Origin of the sequence: Streptomyces yerevanensis (assembly GCF_000716805.1) — a bacterium.
In the GTDB taxonomy this organism is placed as follows: domain Bacteria; phylum Actinomycetota; class Actinomycetes; order Streptomycetales; family Streptomycetaceae; genus Streptomyces; species Streptomyces flaveus.
The window spans coordinates 1-13,427 of sequence record NZ_JNWJ01000031.1; the positions used below are offsets into that span (position 1 = coordinate 1).

Consider the following 13,427-nt stretch of genomic DNA (forward strand, 5'->3'; position numbering starts at 1 on the left):
GGTCGTGGGCCGGTGCGTCAGCCCGTCGCAGGGCGGGCATACGGCCCTGGGCTGGTACAGGGTGCGGGTTCTCCGAGACCGAAGCTACGCGACGGGCATACGACGCACCGGCCCACGCCCCCTCCCGCCGGAGGGAAGCTGCGGGCAGTTGGGGGTACGGGCTTTCCCGGGGCGCGGCCCTTCAGGGGTGCGGGCCTGTTCGGGGCGAGGGAAGCCGCAGGCTTTTGCTTTTAGGGGCGCGGGGCTGTATCGATTTGCGGCTCCGCCGCGTGGGCGCGACCAGCCACGACGCACCCGCGGCCGCGACACGACGTGTCACCCCCACCCCCTGGCGGGGGTCCGGGGCGCAGCCCCCGGGATGGGACGGGTAGGGGCGGCGGGGGCGAGGAAACCCCGTCTACAGAAACGCCAGGTTCACAACCCAGAAGCTCAGCGCAGCGACCAGCGCCGCCGCCGGCATCGTGATGAACCAGCCGAGAACGATGTTCTTGGCAACCCCCCAGCGCACGGCATTCACCCGCTTCGTCGCACCCACACCCATGATCGCCGACGTGATGATGTGGGTCGTGGAGATGGGCGCCTTGAAGAGGAAGGCCGTGACGAACATGATCGACGCTCCGGTCGTCTCCGCGGCGAAACCCTGAGGCGGATCGAGCTCGATGATCTTGCGGCCGAGCGTCCGCATGATGCGCCAGCCCCCCGCGTACGTACCCAACGACAGCATCACCGCGCAGGCCACCTTCACCCACACCGGTATCGGATCGCCGTAGTCCTCGACATCCGCGATGACCAGCGCCATCACCACGATGCCCATCGTCTTCTGCGCGTCCTGGAGGCCGTGCCCGAGTGCCATCCCCGCCGCCGACACCGTCTGCGCTATACGGAAACCGCGCTTCGCCTTGTGGGGATTCGAGTGGCGGAATATCCACATGATCGCGGTCATCACCAGATAGCCCACGACCAGACCGACCAGCGGCGAGACGAACATAGGGATGACTATCTTCTCCAGCACACCGGACCAGTAGACGGTCGTACCGCCTGCCAGAGCCGCACCGACCATGCCACCGAACAGCGCGTGGGAAGACGAGGACGGCAGGCCGAAGTACCAGGTGATCAGGTTCCAGGTGATCGCGCCGACGAGCGCCGCGAAGAGGATCCCCATCCCCTTCGAGCCCTCAGGCGTGGAGATCAGCCCCTCGCTGACCGTCTTGGCGACCCCGCTGCCCAGAAAGGCACCCACGAGGTTCATCACCGCGGCCATCGCGAGTGCGGCCTTCGGTGTCAGCGCCCGCGTCGACACGGACGTCGCGATCGCGTTCGCCGAATCGTGAAAGCCGTTGGTGTACGTGAAGAAGAGCGCGACCCCGATGGTCACGACCAGAGCGAAGGTGTCCATGGAGAGGTCAGGACTCCTTGACGGCGATGGTCTCCACCGTGTTCGCCACGTGCTCGAACGCGTCCGCCGCTTCCTCAAGCACATCCACGATCTGCTTGAGCTTGAGCACCTCGATGGCGTCGTACTTGCCGTTGAACAGGTGCGCAAGAAGCTTTCTGTGGATCTGGTCGGCCTGGTTCTCCAGGCGGTTGACCTCGATCCAGTACTCGGTGAGGTTGTCCATCGTGCGCAGATTCGGCATGGCTTCGGCCGTCAGTTCGGCCGCCCGCGCCAGTACCTCGATCTGCTGGTCCACGCCCTTCGGAAGCTCCTCGACGTTGTAGAGGACGACCAGGTCGACGGCCTCCTCCATGAAGTCCATGATGTCGTCGAGGTTCGATGCGAGTTTGTAGATGTCCTCGCGGTCGAACGGCGTGATGAACGAGGAGTTCAACTGGTGGAAGATCGCGTGTGTGGCATCGTCACCGGCATGTTCCGCGGCCCGCATACGCTCGGCGATCTCGGCCCGGCCGGGGGCGTCGGCCCCGAGCAGTTCCATCAGGAGCTTGGAGCCCGTGACGATGTTGTCCGCGGAGGCGGCGAACATGTCGTAGAAGCTCGTCTCCCTGGGGGTCAGACGAAATCGCACGTGGGGTCCTCGGATTGCTTCGGTTTCGGCCAGGCTGATGCTAGGTGCATCAGCCGGCCACGGGGAACGGGCCGTCCTCCAGTGTCACTCATGAGGCAAAGTGCTCCGCACAGGGTCCATTGGGTGGTCCACCGGGGGTATCGGCCAAGGGCCCTATACCCAGCAAAATTCGTTACGATATACCCAGCAGGGGTATACGTAACCGACGGACCGGACAGGTTCGCCGGAGCGAGCAGCAGGAGGACGCGATGACGACCACCGAGGCCGGAGAAACCGCGCCCTCCGAGGGCGCACCGGACGTGGTGACCGACCACGACCGCGGGATCCACGGCTACCACAAGCAGAAGGACGAGCACCTCAAGCGCCTGCGCCGGATCGAGGGCCAGATCCGCGGACTGCAGCGGATGGTCGACGAGGACGTCTACTGCATCGACATACTCACCCAGGTCTCCGCCTCCACGAAGGCCCTCCAGTCCTTCGCCCTCCAGCTCCTCGAGGAGCACCTCCGCCACTGCGTCGCGGACGCGGCCGTCAAGGGTGGCGCGGAGATCGACGCCAAGGTGGAGGAGGCGACGAAGGCGATCGGGCGGCTGTTGCGTACGTGACCCTCCGGGGCGAGCGTGGGTGACCGTTACCCGGGGGCGGGCGGACCGGGACGAGGCGCGCGGTCCGCGCCCGCCTCGAGCGCCGCGGCATCGTGCTTGCGCTGCTCGGACCGGCGGCGCGACCAAGTCCCCGCCACGCCGGAGGCTATTCGTCGGCGTCCGCGCCGTATTCCTCGAGGAAGCGTTCCTCGGCCAGCTTCAGCACCTCGTCGATGCGGTCGGGGCTGAGCCGGTCCTCGCGGGCGGCCGAGGCCGCGATGATCAGGTCGCCGCACAGCTCGATCTCGGCGAGGGCCACGTGGTCCTGAACTGCCGTACCGCGCGCCGGAGCCACGTGCATCACCTCTTCCTGCCGTCACCGACTTCCTAGAGTAGGGAGCGGCCTACACACGGCGCATGGCACCAACGGACCATTTCCGGCCCCGCACATTCCGGCCGTCCGGGGCTCCGCACGGGCTCCGGCTACTCGGCGATCTTTCCCGCGTAGATGTCCCCGGCCTCCGGCAGCCGTACGTCTACGGGGGCCCCGAAGTCGTACAGCAGCATCGTCGAGGCGACCGCGACCGTATCCTCCTGCTGCCCGTTCACAAAGCTGAAGCGGTGCCGGAGCTTCCGGATGCGTCCCTGTTCGTCGAGGTAGGCGTCGAAGGGGACGTCGGCCGTGGCGAACCCCTTTGCCGCCGCCCGCAGGGGTCCGCGGTTGCCGTCCGAGGCCCGCTCCGCTGCCTCGCCGAGGTCGGCGGTCCCGCGGTAGTGCCGTACGGGTGTGCCCGCGACGCTCGCTCTCCCCACGTACGTCGCCTTGCGCGTGCCCCGCAGCAGTTCGGCGGCGGCGAATGGATCGGTGGCGCCGCCGGTGACGAGGTTGCCGTCGGAGAGGGCGGCCGTGTCGACGCGGACCCATTTGTCGGCGGGCACTCCGGCTCCGCGGTTCTTCATGTAGAGGGCGCCGGGTGCGAGGAGTTCGGTGATCGGGCGGTGCCCGGCGGTGCCGGCCGGGTCCTGGGGGAGGCGCACCTTCAGGCGGCCGACCTGCCGCCGGTAGTCGTAGACGCCCTTGCCGCGGATGGTCACGCGGGTGCCGCCGGTGGCCATCTCCATCGACGTATGCGCCTTGGAACTGCCCGCCTGCACCAGGTTTTTGGAGGCCTGCCGCAGCACCTCGACCGGGGCGGTGGCGACGCGCGTGTCCTCGGCGGCGGCTCCGCTGCCCGAGCATCCGGTGGCGCACACCATCAGCCCCGCCGCCACGGCGGCCAGGGCGACCGCCCCGCCCCCTCGCTTGTGCTGCCGCTCCACCATCGCCTGCCTACCCCCAGCCGGGCCGTCCTTCGCGCGCCTCCTGTCGTTGCCCTTAACGACGCGTCAGGGGCGCCGTCACGCCGCGACACGCCTTGCGTAAACGTTTACTCAGACTCTGTACGGTGGTGAACGTGGCAGAGCAGGCCGAGGCCGACCCTCCGGAACACCGCACGACAACGGTCGATCAGGGCCGCTTCTGCGTGGCCCGCTGCATCTGTGGCTGGCGGGGCCCAGCACGACGGGCACGAAGCCTGGCACGCAGAGATGCAGAGGACCACGCGACCGCGTCCCATTAGGGCCCCGAACAAGCCCGCCCCTTCCCGAAACTGAGGGCTGCGCCCCCAGGCCCCCCGCCAGGGGGTGGGGTTGACACGTCGTGTCGCGGCTGCGGGTGCGTCGTGGCTGGTCGAGCCCACGCGGCGGAGCCGCAAATCGACACAGCCTCGCGCCCTTAAGTGCCTGTTCCTGAAGCGGGCATGCCATGCCTTCGCCGACTCGTCAGCGCCGTGCAGAACGTCATCGATGGCCCGCTGCCCTTGGAAATGCCCTCTCAGGTCCTTCCGGTCCACTGAAGGTACCGGTGTGCTAGTTTGTGAGCGATCGTTCAACTACAAGGAGCGTTGATGGGCCGCAAGCAGGTCTGGGACCAGGACGAGGTGCTGGCCTCCGCTATGCGTCTGTTCCGTCGTCGTGGATACCTCGGCGCCTCGCTGCGCGACCTCGAAGAGGCGACCGGAATGCACCCGGGCAGCCTGTACCGGGCGTTCGGCAGCAAGGAGGGCCTGTTCAGTGCCGCGCTGGATGCCTACAACGAGCGTGTGGTGGAGGGCAGGGTTCGCGTTCACCTGCGGGACGCGGAGGACCCCGTGGCCGGCATCCGCTCGTTCTTCACCTCGGCGTTCGACACCGGCATCGGACCCGAACCCGATCCGGGGTGCCTGCTCACCAACACCGCGGTGGAGTCGTTCTCCGTCCCGCACGTGACGCCAGGTGTGCGCCGGGGGCTGGAGACGATCGAGTCCGGCTTCGCCGACGCGTTGACGCGCGCCCGGGCCCAGCGGCTACTGCCCGCAGAACTCGACGTCGAGGAGTCGGCCGCCCAGCTCCTGGCGCTCTACCAGGGCCTACTGGTGCTCGTCCGGTCCGGTACAGGCGCCGCCAAACTGCACACCATCACCGACGGAGCCCTGGCATTGATCTGTGCCAGGAAAGCCACAGTCAAGCAAGCCAACGAAGAGGAACAGCGATGAGTGACCAACAGCAGCTCTGGGACAACTACGCCGCGTGCTGGTCGGCCGACCCCTCGAGGCGGCTCACCGCGCTCGGCGCGGTCGCGGTCGACGACGTCACCTACCGGGACCCGGGGACCGAGGTCGGCGGCCTGGCCGAACTCGACGCGTACATGGGCGGCTTCGCCGGGGCGTTTCCCGGACATCGCTTCCGCATCGACGAAGTCCTTGACCACCACGACCGGTCACTCGCCCGCTGGACCCAGGTCGGGCCGGACGGCGAGTCGTTCATGACGGGCGTGAGCAGCGCGGTGCACCGGGATGGCCTCCTCGCCGATGTGACCGGATTCTTCCTCCCCGCCTGACGACTTCGGCCGACCGGCCGCGCAACCACCTGTGGGCACTGCTCGGCGACTTCGGCAGCCGGGCACTGTCGAACGAGTGTCTGAGCACGCATGTCGGCCACACGGGCCAACTGGCGCGCTCAGTGTGCGACACGAAGTCGCTCCAGGTAAGGGACTGCGCGGATAGGGGCGGTTTCGGGGTGGTCGGCTTGGGCTGTTGTTGCAGCGGCGGGTGCTCCGGGCGCGGCGGATGAGGCTAGGCGTGGTACGCCTTCAAGTGGTCCTTGCTTGGAGGCGATTGCTCCGCAGGTCAACGTGCTGTCGTCGTCCGGTCGTGGTTACGGCCTGTCATGGACTCAGATGCTGCCATGAAGGCTTGCAGGAGGGGACGGTCGTCTCCTCGGCGGGTGGCCATGAAGATCCGGCTCACTGTAGGAGGCCCGTCGAGTTCGAGCCTTCGGGCACCTGCGGGGAGCAGCGTCGTGACGCTGTAGGGGGCGATGCTGACGCCGAGGCCGGCCGCGACGAACATGATGATGGTGTGCCAGTTCGAGCACTCCTGCGCGACCTGGACGTCGATGCCGGCGTTCCGCAACGGCTGCGTGTTCATGTCGAACGCGTGAGTTCCCGCTGAGCGCGGAAACAGGATCAGCGGGTCTTCGGCCAGCGCCTTTGCTTCCACGTGGTCACCCGTTGCGGCGGGGTGCTCGGTGGGGATGACGGCGACGAACCGTTCCGATGTCAGTAGGGAAAGGTCGATGTCGTCTCGCTCCTCAGCGTCCCGCACGATCCCGACGTCGGCGGTGCCCCGCTCCAGGGCGGCCAGGACGTCGGTGGTGAAGCCGTCGTGCAGTTTGACCTGGACATCCGGTCGACGGCGGGAGAATTCACGGAGGTGTTCGCTGACGGTCGCGGTGGCGGAGGTGATGAAGGCGACGTCCAGGCGGCCGGCCTCGCCGCGGCCCACGCGGCCGGCCTCGTCGAGGTCGGCCGCCAGGCGGTCCAGAAGGTTCCGGGCCCTTGGCCGGAACGCCGCGCCCGCCTCTGTGAGGCGGACGCTTCGGGAGGTCCGCCGGAACAGTTCAACGCCGACGAGTTTCTCAAGCTGTCTGATCTGCTGGGACAGGGCGGGCTGAGCGATGTGTAGACGCTGGGCGGCGCGGCCGAAGTGCAGTTCCTCGGCCAGAGCCAGGAAGTACCGCAGATGGCGGAGCTCGATTCGCTGATCCATAGTTTGAGCTTATTGATTGAGGCTAGGCCTTGTATTGGACATATGAGTGAGCGGCACAGAGGCTACGGGGAGCCACATCAGAAAGGAAACCCGTCTCATGCCGCACGCCCCTGCCCCGGCCATGGTCTCCTCGATCCGCTCACAGAGTGACGCCGACGCCTTCTACGCACTGAACGAGGAGTGGATCTCGCGCCTGTTCACCCTGCAGGAAGAGGACCGGGTTGTTCTCGGGGATCCGTTCGGCCGCATCATGGGCCCGGGCGGCGACGTGCTGGTGGCCCGTGAGCCGGGCAGCGACACTGCAGTCGGGTGCATCGCACTTCTGGCTTATCCGGACGCCGTGTTCGAGCTGGCGAAGATGGCCGTGGCCCCCGCCGCGCAAGGACGCGGCATCGGCCGCCAACTCGTAGCCGCAGCGATCGACCGCGCCCAGGCACTCGGTGGGGCCCGGCTGTTCCTCGGGACGAACACCAAGCTGGCCCCCGCCATTCACCTCTACGAGGACGCGGGGTTCGTCAGGATCACCCGCGACCGTCTCCCAGTGGCCGACTATTACGCACGCGCCGACATCCTCATGGAACTGAAGTGATCCTCCCGGCGGCACTGCCTCGCGCCCGGAATCTGCCTCGCGTCACGGTCGTCTTCACCAACACGTCAGCTGATCCATCCACAAGTCGTGGCTCAAAGATCTGCCACCTACGGCACCCTCCTTGTCGACGCCACCACCAGGCTCCCGCTGACGCTCTGGGGAGGGGTCCCAGTAGTTCTCGCCGAAAAAACAACGCTAAGGGCTGAGCCCCAGGTCAGGCTGTGGGCTCCAGAGTGGCTGTGACTGTCTGTTCGTCGTGTTCGCGCAGCATGCGCATGACGGTGGCCGGGGCTGGGTGCTGGCCGCGCTTCTTGCCGGTGCGGATGACGAGGCGGGATGCGATCTCGCGCAGGGACAGGTGTTCCTGGTCGCGCAGTCGGAGTGCGGTGGCGAGCATGTCGTCGTCGGAGACCTTGACGCCACCGATGGCCTTGCCGTTCTTGCGGGCGGTCTCCTGTCCTTCGAGGGGTGGGGCTGGAATACGAGCGAAACGTGCCACGTCCTTGTTTCACCGCTGGTAGAGGCCAGCGCGGGTTGCCTTGATAGGGATCGTTAGGATTCCGTCATCCTGGCCCCCGTGATCTTCGAGGTGTGTGTTGGCTTCGATCGACCGCACCGCCTACCCGAAGTTCCGCGGAACCGTCACGGCGCGGGAGCTGGTCGAGTCGTTCACCCCCACGGTGGACGAGGTCGGCTGGGCGCGAGGGAAGACGACCGCTGACCAGACCTTCCTCGTGCTGGTGATATGGCTGAAGTGCTTTCAGCGGATGCGCTATTTCCCTGGCCTGGACGAGGTTCCCGACGTGGTGGCCGGTCACATACGTACCGCGCTGGGACTGCCGGACAGTGTGGCGGTCGGGGTGGAAGCGGTGCGGTCGGCTGCGCGGTATCGCGACTACGTGCGCGAGCGCCTGGGGGTGAAGTACGACGCGGCGGATGTGCGCGGCATCGCCGATACGGCGATCCGAGCGGCAGCAGTCACGAAGGACAACCCGGCTGACCTGATCAACGTAGCGTTGGAGGAGTTGCTGGAATCCGGTCGGGAGCTGCCCGGATACACCACGCTGGACCGGATGGTGGCCAAGATCCGCGCCGAGGTGAACCGGGACGTGTTCGCCACTGTCGCCGGCCGGATCACTCCGGGGCAGCGCGCGAGGCTGGCCGAGCTGCTGGTGGTGGACCCGTCCAGTCGGCGTAGCCGGTTCGACCGGCTGAAGGACCCGGCGAAGGCCGCGACGATCGGCAAGTTCAAGGTCCGCCTGGCGCATCTTGCCGACCTGGACGCGCTCGGGCCGACCGGCGCATGGTTGCAAGGGGTCCCGCCGGGCAAGATCTCGCACTTCGCTGGCGAGGCGCGGGTCACCGACGTCGCGGACTTCGCCAAGATCGGCGATGAGAAGCGGTTCGCGCTGCTGGCCAGCTTCATCCACGTGCTGCGCACCTCGGCTCGGGACGAGGTGACCGAGATGTTCTGCAAGCGTATGGCGGTCATCCACAAGAAGGGCCGGGCCCGGCTGGAGGCGCTGCGTGAGGAGCACCGCGCTGAGTCCGAGCGGCTGCTGGAGGTGTTCGGCGATGTTCTGGCCGCGGTGCGCGAGGCTGCCGAACCGGCCGACACGGCGAACGAGCCCGACGCCGAGAAGGACACCGGCACCGCGACGATCGATGCGACCGGCAGCGGCACCGTCGACGGCGCGGTTGAACCCGCAGAACCCGCAGCCGAGGACGGGAGGTCCGCAGCGGCGCGGACTGGGGAGATGGTCTTGGCGGCGCTGACGGCCGGCGGAGGCATCGCGGCGCTGACTGCGTCGCACGAGGCGGTGGCCGCGCACCACGGCAACAACTACCTGCCGCTGTGCGAGCAGTACTACAAGTCGCACCGGGCGGTGCTGTTCACGCTGGTGGACGCGATCGAGCTGGAGGCGACGTCTGCGGAGCGGTCGGTGCTGGAGGCGCTGGAGTTCGTCAAGGCCAACCGGGATCTGGACCGGCGCACGGAGTGGATCGAGGAGAGCGTCACCGTCAAGCGCGATGGCAGGGACGTGGTCCTGACGGTCGACGTTGACGCCTTCGCAGGGCTCTTGTGGAGGCGCACGCTGCGAGATCGGCGGCGTCCGGGGATGCTGGCCCGCCGGCACCTTGAGGTGTGCGTGTTCTCCCATCTGGCCGCCGAACTGCGGTCCGGGGACATCGCGGTGGTCGGTTCGGACTCCTACGCCAACCTGCACGCCCAGTTGATGAGCTGGGAGGAGTGCGAGGACAAGGTCGCAGAGTTCTGCACCCAGGCCGGTATTCCGACCGACGCGAAGGCGCTGGCGGCGCACTACCGGGCGCTGCTGACGAAGACGGCCACGGAGGTCGATGCCGGCTACCCGGCCAACACGGACTTGCGACTGGAGGGCGGACGTCCGGTGCTGGCGCGGCGCAAGGGCGCCGAGCGGCGGCCGGCGGCGATCGCGCTGGAGGCCGCAGTGCTGGACCGGCTGCCCGACCGCGCGCTGCTGGACATCCTGGCCCGCACTGCCCACCTGACAGGCTGGCCGCGGCATTTCGGCCCGGCCTCCGGTTCCGATCCGAAGATCCGAGACACCTTGGGCCGGTACGTGGTGACCGCGTTCGCCTACGGAGGGAACCTCGGGCCGACCGAGGTCGCCCGGCACATGCGCGGGGTCAGCGCCCACGAGATCTACACGGCCGGGAACAAGCACACCACCCCGGACAAGATCTACAAGGCATCGGCGGACGTGGTCAACGCCTTCGCGAGGCTGGATGTCGCCGCGATGTGGGGCGACGGGTCGACCGCGGCCACCGACGGCTCGCAGATCGACACCTGGGAAGACAGTCTGCGGGCCGAGTCCCACGTCAGATACGGCGGGTTCGGGGCTCTGGCGTTCCGCCTGGTGTCCGACAACTACATCGCGCTGTTCTCCCACTTCATCCCGTGCGGAGTGTGGGAGGCCGTGTACTTGCTGGACTCGCTGCTGTCCAACGTCTCCGACATCCAGCCCGACACCATCCACGCCGACACGCAAGGGGCTTCGCTGCCGGTCTTCGGCCTGGCCGCGCTCCTCGGATTCGACCTCCTTCCCCGCATACGCAACTGGCACGACCTGAACTTCTACCGGCCGGACGCCAAGGTGCGGTACAAACACATCGACTCCCTGTTCGACGACAACGTCATCGACTGGGCCCTCATCGAACGCCACTGGAAGGATCTGCTGCGCACCGGGATCTCGATCCGGGAGGGCCGGCTGTCCTCGGTGACGCTGCTGCGCCGCCTGGGCAACCACTCGAAGCGCAACCGGATCTACAAGGCGCTGCGTGAATTGGGCAGGGTCGTCAGGACCGTGACGCTCCTTCGGTACCTGTCCGAGCCCGGGCTGCGTGACCAGATCACCGCGGTCACCAACCGCACGGAGGCGTTCCACGGCTTCGCTGCGCATCTGATGATCGGCGGACGGCTGATCGGCCACAACGGCCCGGACTACCAGGAGCGAGTCGCGAAGTTCAACGAGCTGATCGCCAACTGTGCGATCTACTCCACCGCGCTGGACATTACCGATGCCGCCAACGCCCTCGCCGCCGAGGGCCACGTCGTGGACCCCGACGACCTGGCTACCGTCAGCCCGCTGATCACGCGCACGATACGCCGCTTCGGCGACTGGCACTTGGACCTCACCCCGCCCGAGGAAGTCGTAGCCACCAGGTTGGACCTGGCCCCCGGAGCGCTGTTTCCCACCGCGCCGGTGTGAAGCCGCGAGCGGCCGAAGACCTACGGCCGGCTCATGCCTCGTAGGCGAGCGCCTTCTGCAGATGGAAGTCTGCGACGTCGAGCATCCACTTCCGGTTCGGGAAGTCGCCCTCGGCGATGCGAAGCGGGCCGCCGACCAAGTCCAGGTGCATGACGTACTGGTAGTACTTGACGCGCCGCGGGTCGAGGTCTGGGTTGCGGAGTGCCTCGTAGTGCGGGCCGAAACGCATCCGCATCCAGCAGTGGTCCACTTCGATATCGGTGTACATCAGGCCCTCGATGTCGATGATGACGGGCTCCCCGTCCGGCCCGACGAGGGTGTGTTCCGCGCAGAGCTCGCCGTGGACCACGCCCAGTTCTGCGCGCGGTTCGAGTGCGGCGTGCAGAGTGCGGAGCTTCTCCTCCAGTATCGCCTCGCCTTCGGCCGCGCGGACGTCGCGGGGCACGGCGGTGGCAATGTTCACCAGCGTGCGCTCCAGGTATGCCTGCTCGCAGGTCATGTCCGGCGGCGCGCCCCCACCATCGATCCACGCCACCCGCCCGAACGCCGGCGCGCGGTAGGCGTGCATGCGCCGCAGCATGTCTGAGAGCTGCGCGAGCGTTCGCCGGCCGGCGTCCGGATCGTGTTCCAGCAGCGCCTCCAGCGTTCCGCCGCGGACGTCCTCCGCGACGGCGATGTCGGCCGGGTACAGATTCCTGCTGCGGTCGGCGAGCAACAGCCGCGGTGAACGAGCTCCTACCGCTTCCAGCCGACGGGTGGCACCCTCGAAGAACTCGATGCCGGAGGCGTGGGCGAACGGGTTCGACGGGTCGTCGTGACCGTCCGGAAGCAGCCCGTCCCAGTAGTCCTCGTCGGCATTCCAGACATAGACGATCGTGCTCGTGGCGTCGTCCAGCGTGACACGGTAGACGCCCTTCTTTGAGAACGCATCAGCCCTGCTTCCTCGATGCGCCGCGTGACGCCACATCCGGATGCTAAAAGCCGAGGGCCGACTCCGATCTGAGTCGGCCCTCCTGACTTGCACGTTTACCAGGCGCGGCGGTGCCCGAGCCGGTGATCCCGGCGTTGTTGACCAGGATGTCGAGCCGGCCGAAGCGGTCCTCGATCCAGGCGGCGGCCCGGGCTGACCGCGCTGAAGGCCGCCGCCCCGGCACATGTCAGCAGCGTCCGCGCCCACCTGCTCGGCGAGATCAGCGAGTTGGTTCTGAAGCATCTCGCCGTTGCAGAGCGGGTGGCGGGTGCCAGAGGATGAGTCACCCGGCCGCAGGCAGCAGGGCACGTTCATCCAGCAGGCCCTCGCCACACAGCTCGGTCCAGAGTTCCGACGGGATGGGTGCGGCGAACGCGGCGACGTTGCGACGCACCTCTTGTTCGGTACGCATGCCGACTGCGATGCCCGCGACCGCGGGGTGGAGCAGCGGGAAGGCCATGGCCACCTGTGGGACCGTCACTCCGTGCGCCTCGCAGACGTCGGCAATCCGGTGGACCCGTTCCAGCAGCTCGGGAGTTGCGGCGCCGTAGTCGTAACGGCCCTCCGCAGCCGGCCGGTCGGTGGCCAGCAGGCCGGAGTTGAAGACGGAGGCGGCCACCACCGACACCCCACGCTCGTTGCAGGCCGGCAGCAGCTCGTCCAGGGCGCTGTGGTCCAGCAGGGTGTGGCGACCAGAGAGCATCACCGCGTCAGGGTCGGCCTCCCGCACCAGGCGGGTGAGCTTGCCGGGGTGGTACATGCCTGCGCCGATCGCCCCGACCACGCCCTCGGCGCGCAGTTCGGCGAGCGCGGGGTACCCGTGACGCAGCGCGTCCTCGAAGTGCTGCTCGGCGTCGTGCAGATAGACGATGTCGATCTGGTCGAGGCCGAGGCGGGCGAGGGAGTCCTCGACGCTGCGGCGGATGCCGTCGCGGGTGAAGTCCCATACCCGGCGGTGGGTGGCAGGGACGGCGAAGGATTCGTCCATCCGCCCCTGCGGGTCCTGCGGCACGAGCAGTCGCCCGACCTTGGTGGACAGGGTGAACTCGGCCCGGGGCTTGCCGCGCAGCAGGTCTCCGATGCGGCGTTCGGAGTGGCCGATGCCGTAGTGCGGTGAGGTGTCGAAGTAGCGGATGCCCGACTCCCAGGCGGCGACCAGGGCCTGGGCGGCGGTGGCGTCGTCCAGTGGTTCGAACAGGCCGCCCAGCGGGCCGCCGCCGAAGCCCAGCTGTGTGACCTCGACCTCGGTGCGGCCGAGCCGGTGGGTGTCCATGCGGTGGGTGTCCATGCGGTGGTTCTCCTTCGTGTGCGTGCTTCGTGTGCGGGCGCGGCGTGGTGGTCGCGGACTTCCGGGGTGGGACGGGGCTGCCGGGGCTGCGGG

General features: G+C 68.0%; 13 protein-coding genes. 5 read left to right on the plus strand and 8 right to left on the minus strand.

The features are described from left to right. Nucleotides 1–397 precede the first annotated feature (397 nt). Nucleotides 398–1,396 (minus strand): inorganic phosphate transporter, encoded by a 999-nt coding sequence (locus OP79_RS28930; RefSeq protein ID WP_033324316.1) that lies wholly within the window; start codon nucleotides 1,394–1,396, stop codon nucleotides 398–400. 7 nt (nucleotides 1,397–1,403) lie between these two features. Next, the gene (locus tag OP79_RS28935; protein ID WP_033324318.1) at nucleotides 1,404–2,024 is read right to left on the minus strand and encodes a DUF47 domain-containing protein; all 621 of its coding nucleotides are present in this window, start codon (nucleotides 2,022–2,024) and stop codon (nucleotides 1,404–1,406) included. A gap of 248 nt (nucleotides 2,025–2,272) precedes the next feature. Here OP79_RS28935 and OP79_RS28940 point away from each other — a divergent pair, with 248 nt between their 5' ends. Then, nucleotides 2,273–2,629, plus strand: coding sequence for a metal-sensitive transcriptional regulator (locus tag OP79_RS28940; protein WP_033324320.1), 357 nt, complete (start codon nucleotides 2,273–2,275; stop codon nucleotides 2,627–2,629). 145 nt (nucleotides 2,630–2,774) lie between these two features. Here the strand turns inward: OP79_RS28940 and OP79_RS28945 are convergent, their stop codons facing one another. Next, nucleotides 2,775–2,969 (minus strand): hypothetical protein, encoded by a 195-nt coding sequence (locus tag OP79_RS28945; RefSeq protein WP_211270882.1) that lies wholly within the window; start codon nucleotides 2,967–2,969, stop codon nucleotides 2,775–2,777. A gap of 122 nt (nucleotides 2,970–3,091) precedes the next feature. Beyond that, nucleotides 3,092–3,931 (minus strand): SCO4651 family lipoprotein, encoded by an 840-nt coding sequence (locus OP79_RS28950; RefSeq protein WP_033324322.1) that lies wholly within the window; start codon nucleotides 3,929–3,931, stop codon nucleotides 3,092–3,094. A 623-nt stretch (nucleotides 3,932–4,554) separates the two neighbouring features. Here OP79_RS28950 and OP79_RS28955 point away from each other — a divergent pair. Continuing rightward, nucleotides 4,555–5,181: a TetR/AcrR family transcriptional regulator gene (locus OP79_RS28955; RefSeq protein ID WP_033324323.1), complete on the plus strand. Its 627-nt coding sequence runs from the start codon at nucleotides 4,555–4,557 to the stop codon at nucleotides 5,179–5,181. Further along, nucleotides 5,178–5,525: a nuclear transport factor 2 family protein gene (locus tag OP79_RS28960; protein ID WP_033324325.1), complete on the plus strand. Its 348-nt coding sequence runs from the start codon at nucleotides 5,178–5,180 to the stop codon at nucleotides 5,523–5,525. Before OP79_RS28955 ends, OP79_RS28960 begins: the two co-directional genes overlap by 4 nt. A 289-nt stretch (nucleotides 5,526–5,814) precedes the next feature. Here OP79_RS28960 and OP79_RS28965 read toward each other — a convergent pair whose 3' ends face one another. Further along, nucleotides 5,815–6,735: a LysR family transcriptional regulator gene (locus tag OP79_RS28965; protein ID WP_033324328.1), complete on the minus strand. Its 921-nt coding sequence runs from the start codon at nucleotides 6,733–6,735 to the stop codon at nucleotides 5,815–5,817. A 97-nt stretch (nucleotides 6,736–6,832) separates the two neighbouring features. Between OP79_RS28965 and OP79_RS28970 the strand changes: the two genes are divergently transcribed. After that, entirely contained in the window at nucleotides 6,833–7,324 is a 492-nt protein-coding gene (locus OP79_RS28970) for a GNAT family N-acetyltransferase (protein ID WP_245685485.1), read from the plus strand. 214 nt (nucleotides 7,325–7,538) lie between these two features. On the opposite strand, the gene OP79_RS28975 is transcribed toward OP79_RS28970, so the two are convergent. Further along, entirely contained in the window at nucleotides 7,539–7,823 is a 285-nt protein-coding gene (locus OP79_RS28975; protein WP_033324332.1) for a hypothetical protein, read from the minus strand. Nucleotides 7,824–7,920: 97 nt separating this feature from the next. Between OP79_RS28975 and OP79_RS28980 the strand changes: the two genes are divergently transcribed. Beyond that, a complete protein-coding gene (locus OP79_RS28980) occupies nucleotides 7,921–11,076 on the plus strand; it encodes a Tn3 family transposase (protein ID WP_033324333.1) in 3,156 nt (1,051 codons plus the stop codon). Between the two features lie 31 nt (nucleotides 11,077–11,107). Here OP79_RS28980 and OP79_RS28985 read toward each other — a convergent pair whose 3' ends face one another. Both OP79_RS28985 and OP79_RS28990 read right to left on the minus strand, forming a co-directional pair. Then, nucleotides 11,108–12,043 carry a phosphotransferase gene (locus OP79_RS28985; protein WP_245685486.1) on the minus strand — a complete coding sequence of 312 codons (936 nt, stop codon included), beginning with the start codon at nucleotides 12,041–12,043 and terminating at the stop codon, nucleotides 11,108–11,110. Between the two features lie 286 nt (nucleotides 12,044–12,329). Continuing rightward, nucleotides 12,330–13,334, minus strand: coding sequence for an aldo/keto reductase (locus OP79_RS28990; protein ID WP_425428622.1), 1,005 nt, complete (start codon nucleotides 13,332–13,334; stop codon nucleotides 12,330–12,332). Between the last annotated feature and the right edge of the window lie 93 nt (nucleotides 13,335–13,427).